The 20,739-nt window shown below is 41.1% G+C and carries 24 protein-coding genes and 1 pseudogene; 21 read left to right on the top strand and 4 right to left on the bottom strand.

The window, feature by feature from the left end; translation table 11 throughout:
* The first annotated feature begins 243 nt into the window (after positions 1–243).
* The 4 genes from QMK20_RS17975 to QMK20_RS17960 all read left to right on the top strand — a co-directional run bounded on the left by QMK20_RS17975 (position 244) and on the right by QMK20_RS17960 (position 4,079).
* Positions 244–1,383 (top strand): tyrosine-type recombinase/integrase, encoded by a 1,140-nt coding sequence (locus QMK20_RS17975; RefSeq protein ID WP_283652685.1) that lies wholly within the window; start codon positions 244–246, stop codon positions 1,381–1,383.
* Between the two features lie 250 nt (positions 1,384–1,633).
* Positions 1,634–1,726, top strand: a complete 93-nt coding sequence (gene comI / locus QMK20_RS17970; RefSeq protein WP_007431380.1) for a competence inhibitor ComI — start codon at positions 1,634–1,636, stop codon at positions 1,724–1,726.
* A gap of 372 nt (positions 1,727–2,098) precedes the next feature.
* Positions 2,099–2,590 (top strand): hypothetical protein, encoded by a 492-nt coding sequence (locus QMK20_RS17965; protein WP_283652684.1) that lies wholly within the window; start codon positions 2,099–2,101, stop codon positions 2,588–2,590.
* Between the two features lie 268 nt (positions 2,591–2,858).
* A complete protein-coding gene (locus QMK20_RS17960) occupies positions 2,859–4,079 on the top strand; it encodes an IS256 family transposase (protein ID WP_283652683.1) in 1,221 nt (406 codons plus the stop codon).
* Positions 4,080–4,157: 78 nt separating this feature from the next.
* Here the strand turns inward: QMK20_RS17960 and QMK20_RS17955 are convergent, their stop codons facing one another.
* Positions 4,158–4,658 (bottom strand): hypothetical protein, encoded by a 501-nt coding sequence (locus tag QMK20_RS17955; RefSeq protein WP_283652682.1) that lies wholly within the window; start codon positions 4,656–4,658, stop codon positions 4,158–4,160.
* Between the two features lie 376 nt (positions 4,659–5,034).
* Here QMK20_RS17955 and QMK20_RS17950 point away from each other — a divergent pair, with 376 nt between their 5' ends.
* The 7 genes from QMK20_RS17950 (at position 5,035) to QMK20_RS17920 (ending at position 9,429) form a co-directional block, all read left to right on the top strand.
* Complete coding sequence (locus QMK20_RS17950; RefSeq protein WP_283652681.1) at positions 5,035–5,610, top strand: GNAT family N-acetyltransferase; 576 nt, start codon at positions 5,035–5,037, stop codon at positions 5,608–5,610.
* Positions 5,611–5,793: 183 nt separating this feature from the next.
* Positions 5,794–6,579: a PD-(D/E)XK nuclease domain-containing protein gene (locus tag QMK20_RS17945; protein WP_283652680.1), complete on the top strand. Its 786-nt coding sequence runs from the start codon at positions 5,794–5,796 to the stop codon at positions 6,577–6,579.
* A 125-nt stretch (positions 6,580–6,704) separates the two neighbouring features.
* Positions 6,705–7,175: a hypothetical protein gene (locus QMK20_RS17940; protein WP_283652679.1), complete on the top strand. Its 471-nt coding sequence runs from the start codon at positions 6,705–6,707 to the stop codon at positions 7,173–7,175.
* A 228-nt stretch (positions 7,176–7,403) separates the two neighbouring features.
* Positions 7,404–7,910, top strand: a complete 507-nt coding sequence (locus QMK20_RS17935; RefSeq protein ID WP_283652678.1) for a hypothetical protein — start codon at positions 7,404–7,406, stop codon at positions 7,908–7,910.
* 68 nt (positions 7,911–7,978) lie between these two features.
* Positions 7,979–8,299 carry a hypothetical protein gene (locus QMK20_RS17930; protein ID WP_283652677.1) on the top strand — a complete coding sequence of 107 codons (321 nt, stop codon included), beginning with the start codon at positions 7,979–7,981 and terminating at the stop codon, positions 8,297–8,299.
* Between the two features lies 1 nt (position 8,300).
* A complete protein-coding gene (locus QMK20_RS17925; RefSeq protein WP_349361966.1) occupies positions 8,301–9,233 on the top strand; it encodes an IS3 family transposase in 933 nt (310 codons plus the stop codon).
* A gap of 37 nt (positions 9,234–9,270) precedes the next feature.
* Positions 9,271–9,429 carry a hypothetical protein gene (locus tag QMK20_RS17920; protein ID WP_014279385.1) on the top strand — a complete coding sequence of 53 codons (159 nt, stop codon included), beginning with the start codon at positions 9,271–9,273 and terminating at the stop codon, positions 9,427–9,429.
* A 70-nt stretch (positions 9,430–9,499) separates the two neighbouring features.
* Here QMK20_RS17920 and QMK20_RS17915 read toward each other — a convergent pair whose 3' ends face one another.
* Together QMK20_RS17915 and QMK20_RS17910 are read right to left on the bottom strand one after the other, a co-directional pair.
* Entirely contained in the window at positions 9,500–9,667 is a 168-nt protein-coding gene (locus QMK20_RS17915; RefSeq protein WP_283652676.1) for a hypothetical protein, read from the bottom strand.
* 491 nt (positions 9,668–10,158) lie between these two features.
* Positions 10,159–11,058, bottom strand: coding sequence for an SbtR family transcriptional regulator (locus tag QMK20_RS17910; RefSeq protein ID WP_283652675.1), 900 nt, complete (start codon positions 11,056–11,058; stop codon positions 10,159–10,161).
* A 265-nt stretch (positions 11,059–11,323) separates the two neighbouring features.
* Here QMK20_RS17910 and QMK20_RS17905 point away from each other — a divergent pair, with 265 nt between their 5' ends.
* The 3 genes from QMK20_RS17905 to QMK20_RS17895 all read left to right on the top strand — a co-directional run bounded on the left by QMK20_RS17905 (position 11,324) and on the right by QMK20_RS17895 (position 13,439).
* On the top strand, positions 11,324–12,058 hold the full coding sequence (locus QMK20_RS17905; protein ID WP_014279382.1) for an SDR family NAD(P)-dependent oxidoreductase: 735 nt from the start codon (positions 11,324–11,326) through the stop codon (positions 12,056–12,058).
* Positions 12,059–12,279: 221 nt separating this feature from the next.
* Positions 12,280–12,876 carry an NADPH-dependent F420 reductase gene (locus QMK20_RS17900; protein WP_283652674.1) on the top strand — a complete coding sequence of 199 codons (597 nt, stop codon included), beginning with the start codon at positions 12,280–12,282 and terminating at the stop codon, positions 12,874–12,876.
* A 380-nt stretch (positions 12,877–13,256) separates the two neighbouring features.
* Positions 13,257–13,439: a hypothetical protein gene (locus QMK20_RS17895; protein ID WP_283652673.1), complete on the top strand. Its 183-nt coding sequence runs from the start codon at positions 13,257–13,259 to the stop codon at positions 13,437–13,439.
* On the opposite strand, the pseudogene QMK20_RS17890 reads toward QMK20_RS17895, so the two are convergent.
* A pseudogene (locus QMK20_RS17890) lies at positions 13,395–13,616 on the bottom strand (helix-turn-helix domain-containing protein); the annotation flags it as partial. The gene QMK20_RS17895 and the pseudogene QMK20_RS17890 overlap by 45 nt on opposite strands.
* A 608-nt stretch (positions 13,617–14,224) precedes the next feature.
* Here QMK20_RS17890 and QMK20_RS17885 point away from each other — a divergent pair.
* The 7 genes from QMK20_RS17885 to QMK20_RS17855 all read left to right on the top strand — a co-directional run bounded on the left by QMK20_RS17885 (position 14,225) and on the right by QMK20_RS17855 (position 20,373).
* Entirely contained in the window at positions 14,225–15,166 is a 942-nt protein-coding gene (locus tag QMK20_RS17885) for a hypothetical protein (RefSeq protein ID WP_283652672.1), read from the top strand.
* Between the two features lie 152 nt (positions 15,167–15,318).
* Positions 15,319–16,446: a DUF6602 domain-containing protein gene (locus tag QMK20_RS17880; RefSeq protein ID WP_283652671.1), complete on the top strand. Its 1,128-nt coding sequence runs from the start codon at positions 15,319–15,321 to the stop codon at positions 16,444–16,446.
* Between the two features lie 208 nt (positions 16,447–16,654).
* Positions 16,655–17,314, top strand: coding sequence for a hypothetical protein (locus tag QMK20_RS17875; protein ID WP_283652670.1), 660 nt, complete (start codon positions 16,655–16,657; stop codon positions 17,312–17,314).
* Between the two features lie 358 nt (positions 17,315–17,672).
* A complete protein-coding gene (locus tag QMK20_RS17870) occupies positions 17,673–17,906 on the top strand; it encodes a hypothetical protein (protein WP_283652669.1) in 234 nt (77 codons plus the stop codon).
* Positions 17,907–18,221: 315 nt separating this feature from the next.
* Entirely contained in the window at positions 18,222–18,689 is a 468-nt protein-coding gene (locus tag QMK20_RS17865; protein WP_283652668.1) for a hypothetical protein, read from the top strand.
* Between the two features lie 278 nt (positions 18,690–18,967).
* The gene (locus QMK20_RS17860) at positions 18,968–19,558 is read left to right on the top strand and encodes a restriction endonuclease (protein ID WP_283652667.1); all 591 of its coding nucleotides are present in this window, start codon (positions 18,968–18,970) and stop codon (positions 19,556–19,558) included.
* A 266-nt stretch (positions 19,559–19,824) separates the two neighbouring features.
* Complete coding sequence (locus tag QMK20_RS17855; protein WP_283652666.1) at positions 19,825–20,373, top strand: GNAT family N-acetyltransferase; 549 nt, start codon at positions 19,825–19,827, stop codon at positions 20,371–20,373.
* The last annotated feature ends 366 nt before the right edge of the window (positions 20,374–20,739 follow it).

The following is a 20,739-nucleotide window of genomic DNA, read 5'->3' as shown; positions in this document are numbered from 1 at the left end:
CTGAACCTGAAGCTGGAGTATCTGTTGGAGAAGGTGGCGGCAGTGCTATGGGATGATGTGACGGAGGAACTGGACAAATAAAGGTAAGACATTTTATGATAATGTAAATTGGACTTAATGGATCAATAATTTACTCTGAAAGAATCAGGGACTTGAGATGAATATCCATCTTAAGTCCCTTTTTTTGTGCAAAATTAGATTTCCAATTTTTTGAACGGCTGATATACTAAGGAGGCAAGTGAGATGAAGATAAACCTACTTTATCGGGATGAAAAAACGATCAGCGTACGCTTGGAGCGATACGGAGTCAAGGAGCGGGAAGGGATTCGATCCATACCAGGCAGGAAATGGGTTCCAGACGAAAAAATCTGGGCGATTCCGTACAGTATCTCGGCTGTAGAAAGCCTGTTGGAAGCGTATCGGATTTGTAAGTTCCAGTACGACGAGCGCTTGAATAAAGAACTACCGTACATCCGGGAATGGCTGGATCGACGGGACACGCTGGCTAATGCGGTTCCCTCTTCTTCGGAACGAGGTGAATGGAATCCGGATCAGCGGCAAGAATTGCGCGATGCATTGGTAGCAAGGGGGTACAGCAGCAAGACGATAAAAGCATACATATCGCAAACGGAACGCTTTTTTGCCGGATTGCAAGGGACCGAAGCAAGCATAAATGATGCGGTGGTGCAAAAATATGCGCTGGTGCTGCTCGAAAAAGGTCTTTCGCACGCTTATGTTAACCAAGCGATCAGTGCGTTGAAATTTTATTTTCTCCATGTGCTAAAGCAGCCCAAATCCTCCGCCTATGTTCGTCCGAAAAAGGAGAGTAAACTACCGGATGTGCTGTCCCTGAATGAGGTCATGCGTCTGTTGAAAGTAGTGAAAAATCCAAAGCATAAGGCTATTCTGTACCTGACGTATACATCCGGGCTGCGGGTAAGCGAAGTGGTGAGGTTGCGTCCTGAAGACTGCGACCATGAACGGAAAGTGCTGAAAGTCCGTCAGGGAAAGGGCAGGAAGGATCGGCAAACGCTGCTCTCCGAAGCGGCTTTTGCGGTGGTCGAGCAGTACATAGAGGTGGAGCGGCCAGAAGACTGGCTGTTTCCAGGGCAGAGGGAAGGCCGCCACCTGACGGAACGTTCAGCGCAGAAAGTGTTTGAAAAAGCGCTGGCTGAAGCGGACATTCGCAAACAGGTGAGTATCCATTCGCTAAGGCATTCCTTTGCGACCCACTTGCTGGAGAATGGGATTGATCTTCGCTATATTCAGGAACTGCTAGGGCATCAGAGTGTGCGAACGACGGAGCGGTATACACATGTGAGCAGGCGGGACATTGGGCGGATTCAAAGTCCGTTGGATCGGATGGACGGGCTGGAGGATTGAAACGCAGAAAGTGCGGGAATAAGGAGCAAAGTGCAGGATTCACGAAGTTCGTGAATATGACGAAGAGAGCATTCTTTCGGAAGTTCGTAAATAAGACGTTATATGATAGAAATGATGGACAACAAATAGAATTAAGGAAAAATGCAAGAAAGTAGATAAGAACGCTTGTGCGCAGATGTGAATACAGGTAAAATATAGATACAATTGAATCTTGGGTGGGCATGGTTTCCCTTCGAAAGGAGGTGAGACCATGGAAGTAAAAGATGCGATGACTCTGATGTTATTATTTGGAACATTCATTCTTGCACTTTTAACATATATCAATAACAACAAGAGAAAGTAAAAAACCCACCCAAAGGTTGAACGCCAAAGGTGGGTTTTTATTACCTGAGACTTAGAAGGGAATAGACCATCCAAGCCAATTGTACTGACCAAGTGTTGACCGCACTTGGTCTTTCTTTAAGAATATGATAACACATGAGAAAAGATGAATCAAAGCTAAAATATATAATTGAAGTGAATAAGGACAGGTTAGTAAGCAATCTCGAAGAAGCATTTCCATCATATAACATAATATTCAAGCAGCGGCTCTTAGGGAGCCTAGGTCTGCGGGATGATATGGAGAGGGATTTCAGCAGACAACCCCTTTGGGGTTCATGAATACAGAAACGTTATGTGAAATCAGCACAAATAAAAGATAGAAAGAGTGGCATGGATGATTAGAAGTAGATATTTATTTTTGTCTAGTGGAGATAGGATTGTAAAGATTGCTCGACCCAAGGATCACAAATATAAGTCTGTACCTCAACTGGCAAATGAGGATGTACTTGAGGTGATCTTATATTACAAAAATAAAGATAGGAAACCACACCAATTGCTCATGGTTGGATTTGATAGATTTCATTTGAATTCCAATGGTAACTATGAAGAGATAGAGGCAGATAGGAAGAGAGCTTTTCATAATTTTTTTTCTTTTGGTATACCTAGTATATTCGAAGAAGAAAATGATAGACCGTTATCTATACCTGTTGCTCCAATAATCCCAACCGATAATGAGAAAAGACTGTTATACAGTTACATGAATGAAAAGCTACCTAACTTAGCAACTGATGCCCCATATGTAGTAGAAAGTAAAATTAAAGCATCGAAAGAGAAGTATGAAGAGTTTAAAAAAATGGCAAAGAAATCAAAGAATAAGCGTAAGTAACTCGTAGAAGATGCCGACGTCACATAACATAATATTCAAGCTGCGGCTCCTTATGGAGCCTTGGTCTGCGGGATGGATTGCGAAGAGGCATTACAGCTGACAACCCCTTTGGGGTTCGTGAATACAGAAACGTTATAGGAAATAGAAGCAAAGATCCGATTCAAAAATACAATTCAAAAGAAAATCTGGAAACGGAGAGTCTGTAAATATATTGTGTAAACTCTCAAACCCATTAAAATGGAAGTAAGAGAAAGGTTGGGGAGAACACATGGGACTTTGGTCAAAACAGCAACTTCGGGAATTCATTAAAGAGAACAATCTGGTAACCGCGCAAGATGCACAGCATGCGTTAAAGGATCTATTTGCAGAGACGATTCAGGAGATGCTGGAAGCTGAAATGGATACCCACTTGGGCTATGGAAAGCATGAAGTGAAGGCGAAACTCACTCCAAACAGTCGCAATGGAAAGAGCCGTAAAACGGTAGTCAGTGAGTACGGCGAACAGGACATCGCCATTCCTCGGGACCGCCTGGGTGAGTTTGAGCCCCTGGTCGTTAAGAAGCATCCATCGAATGTAACGGGTATCGAAGAGCAAATCATCGCCCTGTATGCCAAAGGGATTAGCACTAGGGAAATCCAGGATCATCTGGGACAGATGTATAGCATTGAAGTCTCCCCTACGCTCATTTCCCATGTCACGAACAAGATTGTGCCTCTCATTAAAGAATGGCAGAATCGACCTCTGCAAGGCGTCTATGCGATCGTCTATCTGGATGCGATCCACTTTAAAGTCAAGCAAGATGGGGCCATTATCAACAAGGCCGCCTACATGGTCATTGGCATCGATCTGGACGGAAACAAGGATGTGCTGGGCATGTGGATTGGTGAGAATGAGTCCTCCAAGTTCTGGCTAAGCGTACTGAATGAGTTTAAGAATCGCGGGGTTCAAGACATCCTCATTATCTGTGTGGATAACCTGTCTGGATTCTCTCAGGCGATTGCAGCCTGTTATCCCCAAACCGAAATTCAGAAGTGTATTATTCACCAAATCCGCAGCTCCACCCGTTACGTGTCATACAAGGACATTAAGAAAGTAACAGCCGACTTAAAGCCCATTTACAAGGCAGCTACCGAGGAAAGTGCCTTACTTGAACTCGACCGTTTCGAGGAAGTTTGGGGAGCCCAATATCCCCTGATTATCCGTTCTTGGCGGACCCATTGGGACGAACTTGCTACCTTTTTCAAGTACCCACCTGAGATCCGCAAACTCATCTACACCACCAATATGATCGAGAGTTACCACCGTCAGCTTCGTAAAGTGACGAAGGGAAAGAGCATTTTCCCTACCGATGAAGCCCTACTTAAAATGCTCTATCTGGCCACCGTCGATGTCACTCGAAAATGGATAGGCCGTGTCCAAAACTGGGGGGAAATGCTACTCCAGCTTTCGGTCTTTTTCCCCGATCGGGTCGGTCAACACTTGCGTTAGATTCGCGTTTTCCCCCTCAGGGGAATCTATGCTTAAAAGAGTTTACACAAAATTATTGACAGACCCGAAACGGATCGTTTATCTATTGAATTTCTTTTTAATTTTCTTCATCTCAGATTCAGTAATTTGTTCATTTGTTTTTGAATCAAAAAAATCAGACTTAAATACTTCTAAATCTTGTGTATAAACGGCTAAACGAATATAAATATTAGGATTATTGTAATCTTCCTCTTCAGGTAGCCACCCTACTGAAGACGTATTAGGTAAAACATTTCGGTTAAGAGCGTCTCCATTAGGCCCAACAACTTGTGAGATATGTCTTATTCGAGAGATAAACTGATCAAATTCGTATTTTTCAATGTATATTTCGGTAATATAGGTTACTCTTTGAGAAGTATTTACTACTGCATACTGGTACTGATGTTCTTTTCCTGCTCCCAATGTACTTATCGCTAACCTAACATTCAAATGTAGTTTTTCTCTATCCTTCTTTTGCTTAATTGCAATAAGTATCGGAACTACGATACTTCCTATTATCGTTACAAACAAAGTCACAATAATATTAAAAGTTCCCAACATGCTTCATCTCCATCCTATAAAAAGGGCCCATTATTTATATGAAATATATTTTACACGAATAAGTATATAAATGAACAACCTAATTTCAAAGGGATTTCTGAATATAACAAACCGGTTTTAAAATCATGAGAGTAATTCAATGATGGCTTCTACTTCCTATAACATTATATCCATGCTTCGAAGCCTTGCGGCTCCTTGTTCCGCCCGAAGGGGAATGGCAGGGAAGTAGAATCAGGCGGACACATCCGCACCGACTAACCGCATTGCGGCCGGACCCTGGGGGGTCCTTAAGTCGGTGGGACGTCGTGGATACAGGAACGTTATAGGAAATCAGTGCGAATCATCGTAATATCAATACAAACAAAGGAGAATTTATATGCACTCTGAAAAGAACCCGTACAGCCTGTCAATAGAATGTAAAGACATTATCCTTCGCGAATATCAATTAGAAGATTTAAATCAATTACATGAACTTACATGGCAACCGGAGATTTATGGGTTCTTACCAGGTTGGAATGTTGAAAAAGAAGTCAGACTAGACTGGTTGAAGAACTATGAAATACCAGAAAACAATCAATTTCTTAAACTTGTCGAAGAAGGACTGGATGTTGGTGATCTTAGACTGAGGCTAGGGATCGTACTTAAAGAAACCGGGGAATTTATTGGCTGGTGTTGTTCAGGAATAAAAGACGATCTTCCAGCACCAAACAGAGAAATCATGTATGGTATTTCAAAAGAACATAGAAGTAAAGGATATACGACTCAAGCAGTTCAGGGAATAATTCAGTATTTATTTGATAACACGGAGATCAAAGAATTAAATGCAATTGCATTACTAGAGAATGATGCATCGAATAGAGTTATTCAAAAAAGTAATTTTAAGTTTGTCGGAGAGATAGAAATAGATGATGAAATATATAACCATTATAAAATTCATAAGATAGATTTTTGAAATATGGTGAGCTAATTCGGGAAGGCACTGACATCCTATAACATAAATTCAAGCACGGCTCCTTCGGAGCCTTGGTCTGCGAGATGGATTTCGGAGAGGCATTTCAGCAGACAACTCTTCGGGGTTCATGAATACAGGAACGTTATCGGAAATTGCTTAAATGCTGAATAGAAAGGACTTATTATGAATCAAGAGAAAGCTGCTGAACAACTAGAAAGACAAAAAAACAGTATAAATCAATTACAAAGTGTAGCAAGGTTTTCACCCGAGTTTAAGAAATGGTACAGAGACACCCAAGTAGTGATAACCAAAATTTTTGGCGAGGATACACGTCATTTAAAAGATTTCTTAGGAATTAGATTTAATCTATCTGTTTTTAATCGCACCACTCCTGATCAACAATTTGAAACTAGGTATCGTAATGGACTCAAAGAAGCCTCTGCTATTCTAGATTCGTTTATACAAGAAATTAATGATTATGGGATAGAAAAAAATAGAAATTACTCTCTAGAAGACAGTTGGATTACAAATGTTAAAAGGATATGTGATAGATTTCATAATGTTTCAAGACAACTTAGGTCTAGACATGCAAATAGAGACTCATTAACCATCGAAGATGAATATGATGTTCAAGATTTATTTCATGCATTGTTAGCCATATATTTTGATGACATTCGAGCGGAAGAATGGACGCCTAGCTATGCTGGAAGTAGTTCAAGAGTAGACTTTTTGTTAAAGCCAGAACAAGCAGTGATTGAAATAAAGAAAACCAGAAAGGGGCTTAAATCTAAGGAGTTAGGAGAGCAATTAATTATTGATATCCACAAGTACAAAGCTCATCCTAGCTGCCAGTATTTAGTTTGCTTTGTCTATGATCCAGAAGGTAGAATAGCAAATCCAAGAGGTATAGAAGCAGATTTAAAGAGGGAAAACGATGATATGGAAGTAGAAGTCATTATAAGACCTTAGGAGGTTTATTTAACCGAAGAAGAAGCGAAATCCGATAACATCCTATTCAAGCGGGGTTACTTCGTTCCTTGGTCTGCCTCTGGCAGACAACCTCTGACGAGGTTCGTGAATAGGGAAAACGTTATATGACATTACCAATTATTTATTTGAGTGGAGGGTTCATGATGTATGAGAGAATCCAAGTAAAGTTAAAAGTTGATCTTACTCAATATCTTAAAGGACTTATAGCTGGAACTGAAGGTTATACAATCGGAAATTATGGAATGTGGTCAAGATCAAATGATAATTTTACTGGAGTGCATTTTCCTGGATTGGGTAAATTGGATGTTCTTTGGTCTTCACTTGAAATAGTAGATCCAAAATATTTAGAGAAAATGGAAGATGAAAAGAAGAAAAGGCTAGAAGAATATAAATCAGCAAGGAACATCATAAAGTATGTCGGGCCAAGAGGTGGATTTAAATATCTAAGTTTTGATTATACAGATTCAAATGGGATAGGGGTTCATTACTCAAATAGATTCAAACAGGAACCCGAAAGAATAATCGAATATTTTAAAGAGATGGATTATTTAATTGAAGAGAAATTGTGGAAGTAAGTTCAAGATTATTCAGGATGCGGGTAACGGCATAGAACATAATATTCAAGCTGCGCTCCTGACGGAGCTTGGTCTGCGGGGAAGGATTTCGGAGAGGGATTTCAGCAGACAACCCCTGTGGGGTTCATGAATACAGGAACGTTATATGACATTGTTGCATCAAAATATTGAAAATAAACTAGAAGTTATATATATTTTTTTTAGAAAAACCAATTAGGAGGAAATAATTTGTCAATCACCAAATCATTTTTAAAGGAAATATACACTCAACTTGAAACAGATTTTTTTAGCATTGGTGATTTTAAAGTTGAACAGGAAGAAGAAACAGACACTCAATTTGGAACAATAACTATTATTTATTCATTTGATGAAAACTACTATTTTTCAATATCACTAGAAGACGATTTTGAGACAGCAAAGGTGCCTGGAAATATAAAATTATTAGAAGAAGAAACTGCAAGTGATAAGAAAGAGCTTTTCTCAGAAATAAAAAACTGGCTATATAACTTAAAAGAAGAATTGTTGACAGGACCAATAATAAGACAATTTGAACAATTTAAAGAAGATGTTGATCAAAGATTTCAGGATATAGAAAGAACCTATAATTCTCTTGAAGATAAGTACTTTTCTAAAATCGAAGCTGAGGATTTTAGAGAAAGACTTGAGAAACTAGAAAAGGTCTATGTAGAACAAATTGAGAACCAAATGAAAAACAATGAAATGCTAGCTATTTAGCCCCTATTTGAACTTGGACAGTACACCCCTTACTCCGATACAATAATATTGAGGCGGAGGGGAACGAAATGAAGAAGAAACAGTATGATCTAAATTTCAAGAAGATGGTGGTTGCCAAGGGGAAGGAAATCGGCAACATGACCGCTATATCAAGACAACATGAGCTTGATCCAAAGATGGTATTGCGATGGGCCAGAGAATTAAATCGTAAGGATCTAGATACACTGGATGGTTCTAGTGTAAAGCAAGCGAAATTTGTACCGACTTCAGAAGATTATGCAGAGCTTGTGAAAGAGAATGAGAAACTTAAGAAGCTCTTTGCAGAGCAAGCCTTAGAGAGGGATATTCTCAAAGACCTACTAAAAAAACGAACCCGTACTTGCGGATAAAATAGAAATCGCCCAGAAGTATATTACACGAGGGCATAGCATCAGCTTTGTACTGCGTGTGCTAGAGGTAGAACGCTCAACGTATTATGCATACGTGAATAGGCCAGAGCAAGCCCAAGAAACAATCCACAGGGCCGGTCGCCCTGCACCTGGTTTATCTTATACACAAGATGGTGAGCCAATCAGTGATGAGCAGATTTGTGAATGGATCATGGAGTTCTTAGCAGGCGAAGGCGCGAACTACGGCTATCGTAAACTGACCGTGCTTTTAAGCCGCCGCCATCAACTGAAAATTAACAAGAAGAAAGTTTACCGTCTATGCAAGCGGATGGATGTGCTTCGTCCACAGCGGAAACTCAAGATTAAGCATCCCAAGCGACTTGCCAACAATCGCGTCATAACGGCCTCTAATCAACTGTGGGAGACTGACATTAAGTATGGATGGGTCCAAGGCGAGCAACGGTTCTTCTTCCTTATGAGCATCTTAGATGTGTTTGATCGCGCCGTAGTTACTTATCACATTGGATTGACGTGCGAAGCGAAGCATCTCGTTCAGATCATGCAGGAAGCACTGATGAAACGTCAGCTCTTTGACAAGGCAGAAAAGCCTGTCATTCGTTCGGACAACGGTCCGCAATTTATTAGCAACCTGTTTGAGGAAGCTTGTAACGAGTTTGTCATGATTCACGAGCGCATCCCGCCAAAAACGCCGAATAAAAACGCGCATATCGAATCGTATCATTCGATCATAGAGGCGGAGTGCTATCAGCGGCATGAGTTTGAAACATATCCACAGGCCTATGAAGTCGTAAGTCAGTTTATACAAGATTATAATCGTATCCGCATCCACGGCAGCATTTACGATTTGTCCCCGTATGAATATATGGAAGCGGTGAAACAAGGCACTGTGAAGCCAAAGCAGATTAAGGTTTAATCTTAAGCCGCTATAAGTAAAGAAAGGAGCAACACGCATGAACGAGTACAGCCAACAACTACAAGACGGAATCGACGAGATGGAAGCAACCATCGAACGTCTGCGTGAAGAGATTCAACACCTTAAAGAGCAACGCGATGCCCTAGAGAAGGGCAATTTAGAACTTTATCGAAATCTAACCGAGCCTGACTTTTGATTGCGGGTCTCCCCCGAAGTGTGGAGAAGAACGTCAATTCGGGCGAAAAACAAAGCAAATTAACGAAATTCTACATCTGATATCGAATAAGAGGTGTATTGTCCTGTCCAGCCTGTCCATAGCGATGGCGAAACCAGGAGGGGCCACAATTGTCGCGAAGTCCGATTTCTGAGTTTCTCTGCCGCGCGGTGATTCGGCTGTGACCGTCTTCCGTCTTTCCCCATCTCTCCTTAGGCATGTCCGAGTCATCCTGAGCGAGAGCCTTTATAAACGGCCAGCTCGCTGAGATGATAGCGATTCCCATCACCAGGCCACGCATCATTTTCTCCTGAAGTCGGCAGGGCACAAATGCTGGCGCGAGCTATCTATGCAGAATCGGAGCGCTCTCGCTTGCTGTACGTTAGGTGAGGCTCCGTCACAACGCAATCCCGCGCCTTGTGTCGCGCGCGCCAATGTCCCGTCCGGGTCCGACAGCGGCTATGGGCGGGCTTCGCAAGTTTCCGACAGAAATGTAATCCAGTGTAACTGTTACGCAACAGTTTAGCCTAGGCGACATGCTGAGCCGACTTTCGCCCCCGATGTGAAGGCGAGCTTCCGGTGTCGGCCAGGAGCGGCCAATCGATCGAGTGCGGTAATGACCTTCGAGTGTCGGCTCCAGTCAGCTTTCCGCCGTCTGGTTCGAATCCCCGGGGCTTCCCTGGTAGGAAAGTATGCGTCGGCAAATCTGATTCAACACGTTGCCTTCTTGACACCGTTGCTAGGCCGATTTATCAGGATGGCGCTCGTAATAACGTGAAAGAGATGATCCCCCCGTGGCGCGAATCCGGGCTGGCCGACGAGCCAGCCGAGCGCCGACATCAGGGCGAACAGGTCGACCCCATCCATATCGGCGCGCGCAGTTCCCTCGGCCTGAGCGCGGAGCAGTAGTCGCGCGCCCGCTGACCGCACCGCTGAGCTTGAAGCGTGAAGCGCGGAGTCCGGGTCCGCGTGGGCGCTCGCCAACAAGGCGCAAACGCCGCTATAGCTATGAACGAATGCCACCCCTTCGCGAAACCAGGACACCAGCGCTTCGTCAGGTGGATTCGACGTTTCGAGTTCGGCTGCCTGCTGCATCAGTGCGTCCACATTCATACGCAGCAACGCTTCGAACAAGGCTTCTCGCGTCGGGAAATGGCGAAGCAGTGTGGCCAACCCGACGTCGGCCCGGCGGGCGATATCTCGCATGGACGCGTCGGCACCATGCTCGGTGACGACGTCACGCGCGACTGCAAGTAGATGGCTGTAATTTTTTCTGGCGTCGGCTCGCATAAATCGCCTTGACAATGGCTGCTCGGTAATCTCGCCCAGTGGGCCGGCTTCGCCCGTGACAGCGCTCGCTCGGAAATATTTTCTAGAATCTGAGTACTGGCCGCTGTATTCTTCGTTAATGCGACCTAATAAAAAGTCTATAGAAACCCCAAAAAGAGTGGCAATCTTATCGATCGTTTCCTTCCTTGGTGTTCTGCCTTTTTTGTCAGACTCGTATCCAGCTATGGTAGATCTAGATATTTTCAATCGTTCTGCAGCTTGCTCCTGCGTCCATCCTCGCTCTTCACGAAGCATTTTAAATCTCTCGGCGAATGTAGCCACCTAAATCACCCCTATTAATATATTACATTATAAATGTTCCTTTTGGAAACATTCTATCAAATATTATTGCTAATGTTCCGAAAGGGAACTATAATCAAATTGGATGTAATTTTTTATGGCGTAGTCTCGCATAAATCGCCTTGACAATGGATCACTGATCCATATATGATGAACCTGTATCTGAATCAGTGATCCACAAGATACAGCACATTTGTGCAAATGGGAACCGAGACACTGTCGGACATCACGAAAGGGGAAAGAAGTCATGGGAAAACTTGAAGGTAAGGTTGCAGTCATCACGGGTGGATCGAGCGGCATGGCGCTGGCGAGCGCCAAGCGGTTCGTTGAAGAAGGCGCCTATGTTTTCATCACGGGCCGGAGGCAGGAGGCGCTCGACGAGGCCGTCAAGCTGATTGGCCGGAACGTGACCGGCGTGCGCGGCGACTCGGCCAATCTCGACGACCTCGACCGCCTGTTCGATACAGTAAAGCGGGAAAAGGGCAAGATCGATGTCCTATTCGCGAGCGCTGGCACGGGCGAAGCCGGCCCACTGGGCGAGATTAGCGAGCAGCACTTCGATGCGACCTTCGGCCTGAATACGCGCGGAACGCTGTTTGCGGTCCAGAAGGCGTTGCCGCTGTTCAACGATGGCGGATCGATCATCATGACCGGGTCAGTTACTTCGGTGAAAGGTTTTCCTGGTTTCGGCGTGTATGCGGCGAGCAAGGCGGCGTTGCGCTCATTCGCACGCACTTGGCTCAACGAACTGAAGGGCAGGAATATCCGGGTGAACGTGCTGAGCCCGGGGCCGATCGCCACACCGATGCAGGACCAAGCTATCGACGAGGAGACGAAGCGGATGTTCGAATCCCTGATCCCGCGGGGAAAGATGGGCCGTCCTGAGGAAATTGCGACGGCCGCGCTGTTTCTTGCTTCAGACGATTCGAGCTTCGTGAATGGGGTGGATTTGTCTGTCGACGGCGGCTTATCGGCCATCTGAGATCACGCCGAAAAGCGTGTGGGGGGTCTGTCAACTTGACGAAGATGATCCGAGTTGTGTCGATAAGTATGGAATCCTGATTAATAAGCGGGATTTATTTCGGTGATTGTCCAGCGGGTATTGTCTCGCGTGGCGCATCGCGGGCAACGGTCCCTCACGCCCGGTTACCAATTAACATGGGTCCGTGGTTGATCAAAACGTCCCCTGAATGGAGAGTTAACATGAGCTATTCGATTATTGGCTTTGGCGCGGTAGGCCAAGCACTCGCCCGAGCATTTGCAAGAAAGAACATCGATGTGACCGTCGCCAGCCGGCGCCCTCCCGTGACGTTGATACAGCAGGCACGAGCGATCGGCCCCACCGTTGTCCCTAGGACGCTGCAGGATGCAATCGCGTCCGACACGATCTTCCTGGCGGTTCCGTTTTGGGAACATCGCGAAGTCGCGAAGCAGATCACAACCTGGCAGGGCAAGACGATCATCGACGCGACAAATACAAATGCTCCCGTTGAAGACCTGGATGGTCAGCCGTCGTCCGCAGTTGTCGCCAAAGCGTTTACCGGCGCCAGGTTCGTAAAGGGCTTTAACCATCTGCCCGCTGCCGTTCTGGCCGCTGATCCGAGCGTGAATGGCGGCAGCCGCGTCGTGTTTTTGTCAAGCGACGACGAAAATGCGGTGGCGCCGGTCGCGGTTCTGGCCGAACAACTCGGTTTCGCGCCGATTGCGCTAGGACCGCTCAAGGATGGCGGCTCGCTCGTCCAGGCCAGGGGCAATACCTGGGCTGAACTGATCTTCCAGGATCTCGTCAAGTTCAAATAGCGGCGCGTAACAACAAAGTCACAGCCGCCACGCGCATAGCCAAACGCGTGCTGGTGATCTGACCGAGATTCAGTTAGTGCTTCTGCGCGGGTGCATCATGGCCGCTAGACTCGCCGGATACCACTCGAAATATGTATCATGTAATAATGCTTAACGATTGTTCGTTCAACATGAAGGACTATTCAATGACAATAGGTGCATAAAAAGGCGTGCCATTAAGCCAATGTCATTAAGTATGGCGCAAGGCTAAAAATCAAGAAAAAGAGCAGGTTATCGAAAAGATAGCCCGCTCTTTTTTTGGTGTCTATTTAGCCCCTATTTGAACTTGGACAGTACACCCCTTACTCCGATACAATAATATTGAGGCGGAGGGGAACGAAATGAAGAAGAAACAGTATGATCTAAATTTCAAGAAGATGATGGTTGCCAAGGGGAAGGAAATCGGCAACATGACCGCTATAGCAAGACAACATGAGCTTGATCCAAAGATGGTATTGCGATGGGCCAGAGAATTTAATCTTGAGTTTCCGCTGTGGACGAAGCACATCCATCCGCTTGCATAGACGGTAAACTTTCTTCTTGTTAATTTTCAGTTGATGGCGGCGGCTTAAAAGCACGGTCAGTTTACGATAGCCGTAGTTCGCGCCTTCGCCTGCTAAGAACTCCATGATCCATTCACAAATCTGCTCATCACTGATTGGCTCACCATCTTGTGTATAAGATAAACCAGGTGCAGGGCGGCGAGAAACAAAGCAAATTAACGAAATTCTACATCTGATATCGAATAAGAGGTGTATTGTCCTGAATTAGGGTGTTTAACCGCTAGAAGATGAGCTATCGAGAATAAAAATCGAATTTGAATTTCTTAAAAATCAACTTGAATCATTTACAAAAGTCAATTGGATAAAAGCCTTTGTCACGAAAACTTTAAATTGGGGTAGAAAGAATCCTGAGTTAGTTAAATCTTTGGGTCAGATAACAACTGAGTTCTTGCCCGAAAATATTAAACGATCGTTACCTAATGGCATGTTTGAAAATAGTAAGTGACGAATTATTTATTTAAGGTATAGGGAGACTTAAAAAGTCTCTTTTTTTGGATTTTACAGGAAGACAACAACGTCATGTAACATCATATCCACGCATCGGGCCTGACGGCCCTCGGTCCTCCCGAAGGGGAATGGCAGGGAAATAGAATCAGGCGGACACATCCGCACCGCGGTCGGCTCCTAGCGGAGCCTTAAGTCGATGGGACGTGGTGGATACAGAAACGTTAAGTGAAACCATTTGCAATTAACAAAACAATAACTTAAAATATGAATAAAATTTTATTTTATCAGGAAGGTGTTTTGTGGATAACTTATTTTCAATAAAACAATGGAAGGCAGTAACTGTTGATTTTGCGAAGTTTCTAGATATTCGTAATAAGGGCGTATCAGAAAAAACTAAGAAGCAGTATTTAAGTGATCTAAACTTCTACATGAAAAATTATATATTGGATCATGTGGAAATCGGTAACTATAAAGATATTTTTGCTAAATATAAAGTTATGAACTTTCTTGAAATTAGAAAGGGCGCGACTGCAAGAGCAGCAATAACTAATTTACTTGATTTTTATTATGATCATGAACGTTTAGATTCAAGTAGTTATCTAGCTATTAAGAAGTTTATTAGAGAATATGATCCAGGTGAAGGTGAGGAGATTGATTTTTTATTGAATGATGACATTTCATTTATATTTAGTGATGATGTAAAGTACAGATTTCCAGATCGGGATCAGGAAGCGACATTTGTCGCTCCATTAATTTGGGCGCTATCCTATTATTGCTTGTTCGAACAAAATCATATTTACAAACTGGTAATGTCTGATGTTGATATAAAAAACAAAAGAATTAGAAATGTTCGGAGTAATGAAGATAATTTAATTAATGAGTGGGTAGAGTTGAATGAAGTCACACTAAAATTAATTAAGAACTATTTGAAATATAAGAAGTTCTCAAATCAATTAGATAGTTTCATTATGATTGCTGGAAAACAAGCAAATAATGCTTCTGTTAATAAGATGTTATCTATTCTGAACGGGCGGATGGAAAATCGGAATAGACTATCAACTTCAGTTAATCTTCAAAAACTCGTAAGAACTAAAATTCTTTTTGATCTCGAAGAATCACAGGGTAACAAATTAATGAATTTTGTGAGAATTATTGGAATCGAGAAAAACACTCAATTAGATAATGCAATAAGACAATACCTATTGAAAGCTAACTCAATGAAGGCAAATGGCATCAGCTAACATAATATCCAAGCTACGGCTCCTGACGGAGCCTAGGTCTGCGAGATGGATTTCGAAGAGGGGGTTCAGCAGACAACCCCTGGCGGGGTTCATGAATACAGAAACGTTAAGCGAAACCATTAATACAAATAATAAATCGAAGGGTAAAACTTATGAATGTAAAATTGATATTTAGAGAAGCCTCAAAAAAATTAATATCAGATTTTAATATTTCATCACAAATTAAACATCCAGGATCTACTGGCACTTATAGAGAAGAGTCATTTAAAAAATTCCTTTTGGATGGTCGAATTCCTCATAAATATGCTATAGGATCTGGAGAGATCATAGGACCAACAAGTGATATTTCAAGACAATCCGACTTGATATTTTATGATAAAGAGAATTGTCCAGTGATTGTATTCGGTGATTCTATTCAAGTCTTTCCAAGTGAATCAGTTTATGGAGTAATTGAAGTTAAATCAAAGCTTTCAAAGCAAAAATTAATTGAAGGACTCCAAAATATAGCTTCCTTTAAGAAGCTTGTACCACGAAGTAACTTAGCCAATCGTCCCTTTGGGATAATATTTGCTTATAGCTTGGGAAATAATTCTTTGCAATCACTTGAACAAAACCTTCGAGAGTACGAGTCAACAGTTGATTATGATCTATGGCCCAACATGGTAGTAGTGCTCAATGAGGGGATCATATGGCATAGAAATAAACTCAGAAACAGCTTAAAAAGTGAAGAATTTGATATAAATACTCGATTGAGTTCAATCCATTTCAAACAGGATACTCTATTTGAGTTCTACTTATCACTATTTGACTTGCTGTCGAGCAGAAGGTTAGCAAAGTTAAATCTACGTAGATATAAAGAATTACCAAAGCAAGTAGGAAACCATTATGTATCTGGTCATGATAAGTTTGTTACCGATAAGTCAGATAGTGTATTTGAATTAACAGAAGCGTTTATTGAAAAAGTATACGATTATTGCATATCTAAAGGGAAAGTTGAATACAAAACAGTATTGTTATCTCAGTTTGGTATGGTACCTGAAGGTTTAGAAGAAAGGGATGTTGCATATAAAGTTTATTACTATGATCCAGATGACTTACCTGGTTACCATGAAGTAGAGAATCCAATAATTAAAGATGGTGATGATTATATCCTTTCAAATAAATTAAAAATTCCTAGTCAAACAATTAGTATTGACGGCGAAAGTTTTATTTTCCCTACTGCTTATATTACTTCAAAAGATATGCAAGTTATAGAAGGAGTAACATCTCAAGACTTATAGTAATTTCGAAGGAGAGAATGGCATCGCTTAACATAATATTCACGCATCGGGCATACGCCCTCGGTCCGGCAAGAGGGATTTCAGAGAAGTAGGAAGTTGCCGGACACACTCGGCATTCGCTGGGAGTCGTGAATACAGAAACGTTATGCGTAATTACTACATTTGAAAAATTATACCTAAAACTAATTTTAAATGGGGACTTATCGTAATGTGGAGAATGAAGCTCAGAGTTTTGTGCGCCTTATTATTTCCGTTTTTTCTTTCTTTTTTCTTTGTTGCAATTCATCATTATATTTTTAATTATGCTTATAAACTGATAGGAGATATTTGTCTGGTCTTGTTTTCCTTTTTTGGATTACTTATTTTTGATGTTTTTATAAGTATGATGTGTGAAGTGTTCATGTCTCATCCTTCCCAAAAGTGGCTTGATAAAAAGCAGGTAAGGAACCTTATTCGATATTGCAAAGAGATGCCACAACAAGAAGGTGAATTTTTGGTTCTTGCATCAAAAGAGAAGGAAAAAACTTGGTTTCATCTGTCTCAGAAAAACAACAACACAGAGTCGAGACTAATGTCATTCTTCCGGAATCATGCTCAGTGGTTAGAATTAGAAAGTTACAAAGTTATAGTTCCAATTTCAGAGGTTGAGATTGAGAGTATGTATATAAGAAAACCCGAGTTATCAGTATGTATAGTAGGACCATTAAAAGTTAGAGCCAAGGTGGAAACGAAGTTTAATTGGCACAATGATCGTTTGCATTTAGGATTCGCTCTCAGAAACTATCATTTATATATTATAAATATTATTTTGAACCTTCGTTTTTTGTTTGGATTTTGGAAGCCCGACAAACATAAAGAGTATGCATGACTATCAAGGAAGTCTGGATTGAGAAGAAGTAATTACATAGAGAACGAGTAGAACATTGCATTAACAAAGTTCTCTACTATAAGGAACAAGGAATGTATAAAGTAAAATTTTAATTTTAACTCTGGAACTACAAATTGACTTAACCTTTTCATTCTGATTTACTTTTGTTAGAGCTAAAAAAGTTTGAAATCATGCCTTAAAAGACTCGGAGAAGGTAGTAACTACGCATAATATAATATTCACGCATTGGGCAGACGCCCTCGGTCCGGCAGAACCCGAACACACCCGGTATTTGCCGGGCGTCGTGAATACAAGAACGTTATGTGTAATTATTGAAAAGATCATGGAGGGGAAATATATGAAAAAGAAAGAATATAAAGATAGATTAATTGAATTACTTAATGAAGGAATTGAAGAACTAACAACAGACCAAGTAATCCACAAAACGAAATTGTTGATTTTTGAATATGAGAAAAAACAAGCGTATAGTACAGAAAATAAGGGGAGACCTTGGACAGATGAAGAGTTAAGAGTAGTATTATCATTTGCACCAACTAAAGAAAACATACTGAAGTTGGGCCAAAGGATTTAAACGTAGCTATGGGAGTATTGAACAAATTTTTAGATGGGCTGTAACCACCGATGAAGAGATTATAAATAAGGGAAGAGAAGATGATAGTTTTATAAAACAGATTAGAAGATTGTATAAAGAGATGGGTTGGAAGGCGTAAATTAAATTGTCAATCAATGGAGTGATAACTACACATAACATAATATTCAAGCTGCGGCTCCGTTAGAGCCTGGGTCTGCAAGATGGATTTTCGGGGAGGTATTTCAGCAGACAACCCCTTCGGGGTTCATGAATACAGAAACGTTATGTGCAATCCTTGTGTTTGGAGTGACAGAAATGAAATATCATTTTTTTGCTACCATTTCCATAACAGAGTTGGTTTATTATCCTGATGATGATAACGACTATTATGAAGAACATTTTTTAATAAGAGAAATAGTAAGTACTTTGAAAATTGATTTTCCAATAAAACAAATTTACGAGAGATATTTTGATAATTCAATTAATACAGGTGATGTGCTTTTATTTAAATCAAAAAAAGATTCAAGCAATTCTATACTGATAGATACATTTAAAGATCCTTATGATCAATTAGATTTGGTTAGATTTGGAGTTCAGATTACTTCAGATGATATTGATAAAATCAGAGTACTATTCAGACAACTTTATGATAAATCTAGTATTTTGATTAATTACCATGAGGGACAGGGAATTTTGAATGAGATTTGTACACCAACAAGGTATCCAAAGCAAATTACAATAAATAATTATAAGTATGAACAACAATTAAAGATTTATAGTTAAATCGTAGATGGCAATGACAGCACATAACATAGTATTCACGCTGCGGGGCATTCGCCCCTTGGTTCGCCTGATGAGGATGGAACTGAGGGTAGACTCAGACGAACAACCCTGCACCACCTTACCGCATCGCGGCCGACTCCTCCGGAGCCTTAAGGTGGTAAGGGTTCATGAATACAGAAACGTTATGTGAAATTCTATCAAGTACCAATATAAACCTGAGAATATCATATAAATAAAATAAAATTAATAGGTTCAAGGGAATCGAAAGTGAGGTGGAAATGATCAATCCATACCGTGAATTTGTCGCCAGTATTTCTGCCACAGAATTTGAAAAGTATTGTTTGGAAGTATTGAATGCTTACGCTGAAGCCGAAGCACTTAAGAACTTCTCCATACTTCATAACCAAAAAGTTCAGACTAGTGATGGAGAGTACCAAATTGATATTATTGCTGAATTTATAGCCCTGTCTGTAAGCTTCAAAGTTATTGTTGAATGTAAGCGTTACACACGTCCATTGGAACGTGAGAAAATTGTGGTTCTAGCTGATAAGGTACGAAGTTTAGGTGCCCACAAAGGGATATTAATTTCTACATCTGGTTTTCAGAGTGGGGCAACAGAATATGCAAGGCAGCATGGAATTGCTTTGTTACAAATATTCGATAAGTATGTTATGCATATTCAAGCCTCGAGCAATCTCCAAACCAACCATATGCTCATGGAATTTATTAGACAATCTCCTGAATTTTACGCTTACCAATGGAACACTAGACTAAATGATTTTCCTGATAAAAAAATATATCCCTCAGAAACTATGTTATTAGAAATTAAAAATAAAGTATTGAAAGAATACGACGAAGATAGCAAATAAGAAGAATACGTTGTAGAACAAAAAAATGCTATTTTTGAAATTAGGAAAAATGGGTTTTCTCCTAAAAGTGATAGAACTCCACATAACATAATATTCACGCATCGAGCATACGCTCTTGGTCCAGCAGAGGGATTTCGGGGGAGTAGAGGCAGCTGGAACACTTGGCATACGCCAAGCGTCGTGAATACGGGAACGTTAGGCGTAATTCCTAAAAAAATAATTAATGAACTGACTATAAGATCATTTCAATTAGGGGAAGATTCGTAATGATTATTAAACCAAATGACTTTAATGTGAAAGAACTAAAATATCGTATTAGATCTACAGCAGTTGAAGATGCAAAAAGCTTGTCTGAACTACGATTACAAATTGATAGCGAGACAGAAAATATGGACAGAGAAAGTGGAGAAGAGTTTATTGACGCCTCCGGATTTGAGGAGATAATTAAAACAGATCAAGAGAGTCCAAGGAACCTATTCTTAGTTGCTGAAATTGAAAATCGCATTGTTGGTTTTTCGCGGTGCGAAGGAACAAATTTAAAGCGACTATTGCATAAAGTGGAATTTGGAATATGCGTACTAAAAGAATTTTGGGGATATGGAATTGGAAAGAATCTATTAAGAGAGTCTATAATATGGGCTGATTCAGTTGGAATACAAAAAATGGTATTGAACGTGTTAGAGACAAATAAGAAGGCAATAGAATTATATACAAAACAAGGATTTGAAATTGAAGGAGTATTAAAACATGATAAGTTGCTTACTGATGGTAGACTATACAGCAGCATTGTAATGGGTAGATTTAAAGAAAAATAAAACAAATATTAGCAATTCATAGGAGTCAGGAACTACGCATAAAGACGTTATACGAAATGACCATCCTAGATTGGTAGGTAAGCATTTGATTGATTTTCAATTTATATTGGAAATGTTTGATCGAGGATTAGTTGGTATTGTCTTCGGAGGAATAATTGGTTATACAATTAGCCTATATTTTAAGAGCAGAAAGAAGCTTTCATTTCAAAGTAACTCATTGCTATTTCATATAACTAAAAGATATCCAATTAGTTACTCAAAGCAATACAAAGGCATTTATACTAATATACTCCCTAACGGGCAGTTATGCTTAGTGGAAATGAGCAAAAGCAGCCCATCCTCTGACGAGGAACGAGCTGCTTATTA

Source organism: Paenibacillus sp. RC334 (genome assembly GCF_030034735.1).
Classification (GTDB): domain Bacteria; phylum Bacillota; class Bacilli; order Paenibacillales; family Paenibacillaceae; genus Paenibacillus; species Paenibacillus terrae_A.
Note: the sequence above shows the minus strand (reverse complement) of the source record. Positions and strands in the feature narration are given on the sequence as shown.

What these genes read in the sequence shown, in the direction of transcription:
- QMK20_RS17975 (WP_283652685.1), top strand. Translation starts at nt 244, where the DNA reads ATGAAGATAAACCTACTTTATCGGGATGAAAAAACGATCAGCGTACGC.
- comI (WP_007431380.1), top strand. Translation starts at nt 1,634, where the DNA reads ATGGAAGTAAAAGATGCGATGACTCTGATGTTATTATTTGGAACATTC.
- QMK20_RS17965 (WP_283652684.1), top strand. Translation starts at nt 2,099, where the DNA reads ATGATTAGAAGTAGATATTTATTTTTGTCTAGTGGAGATAGGATTGTA.
- QMK20_RS17960 (WP_283652683.1), top strand. Translation starts at nt 2,859, where the DNA reads ATGGGACTTTGGTCAAAACAGCAACTTCGGGAATTCATTAAAGAGAAC.
- QMK20_RS17955 (WP_283652682.1), bottom strand. Translation starts at nt 4,658, where the DNA reads ATGTTGGGAACTTTTAATATTATTGTGACTTTGTTTGTAACGATAATA.
- QMK20_RS17950 (WP_283652681.1), top strand. Translation starts at nt 5,035, where the DNA reads ATGCACTCTGAAAAGAACCCGTACAGCCTGTCAATAGAATGTAAAGAC.
- QMK20_RS17945 (WP_283652680.1), top strand. Translation starts at nt 5,794, where the DNA reads ATGAATCAAGAGAAAGCTGCTGAACAACTAGAAAGACAAAAAAACAGT.
- QMK20_RS17940 (WP_283652679.1), top strand. Translation starts at nt 6,705, where the DNA reads ATGACATTACCAATTATTTATTTGAGTGGAGGGTTCATGATGTATGAG.
- QMK20_RS17930 (WP_283652677.1), top strand. Translation starts at nt 7,979, where the DNA reads ATGAAGAAGAAACAGTATGATCTAAATTTCAAGAAGATGGTGGTTGCC.
- QMK20_RS17920 (WP_014279385.1), top strand. Translation starts at nt 9,271, where the DNA reads ATGAACGAGTACAGCCAACAACTACAAGACGGAATCGACGAGATGGAA.
- QMK20_RS17915 (WP_283652676.1), bottom strand. Translation starts at nt 9,667, where the DNA reads ATGCCTAAGGAGAGATGGGGAAAGACGGAAGACGGTCACAGCCGAATC.
- QMK20_RS17905 (WP_014279382.1), top strand. Translation starts at nt 11,324, where the DNA reads ATGGGAAAACTTGAAGGTAAGGTTGCAGTCATCACGGGTGGATCGAGC.
- QMK20_RS17900 (WP_283652674.1), top strand. Translation starts at nt 12,280, where the DNA reads ATGAGCTATTCGATTATTGGCTTTGGCGCGGTAGGCCAAGCACTCGCC.
- QMK20_RS17895 (WP_283652673.1), top strand. Translation starts at nt 13,257, where the DNA reads ATGAAGAAGAAACAGTATGATCTAAATTTCAAGAAGATGATGGTTGCC.
- QMK20_RS17880 (WP_283652671.1), top strand. Translation starts at nt 15,319, where the DNA reads ATGAATGTAAAATTGATATTTAGAGAAGCCTCAAAAAAATTAATATCA.
- QMK20_RS17875 (WP_283652670.1), top strand. Translation starts at nt 16,655, where the DNA reads ATGTGGAGAATGAAGCTCAGAGTTTTGTGCGCCTTATTATTTCCGTTT.
- QMK20_RS17870 (WP_283652669.1), top strand. Translation starts at nt 17,673, where the DNA reads ATGAAAAAGAAAGAATATAAAGATAGATTAATTGAATTACTTAATGAA.
- QMK20_RS17865 (WP_283652668.1), top strand. Translation starts at nt 18,222, where the DNA reads ATGAAATATCATTTTTTTGCTACCATTTCCATAACAGAGTTGGTTTAT.
- QMK20_RS17860 (WP_283652667.1), top strand. Translation starts at nt 18,968, where the DNA reads ATGATCAATCCATACCGTGAATTTGTCGCCAGTATTTCTGCCACAGAA.
- QMK20_RS17855 (WP_283652666.1), top strand. Translation starts at nt 19,825, where the DNA reads ATGATTATTAAACCAAATGACTTTAATGTGAAAGAACTAAAATATCGT.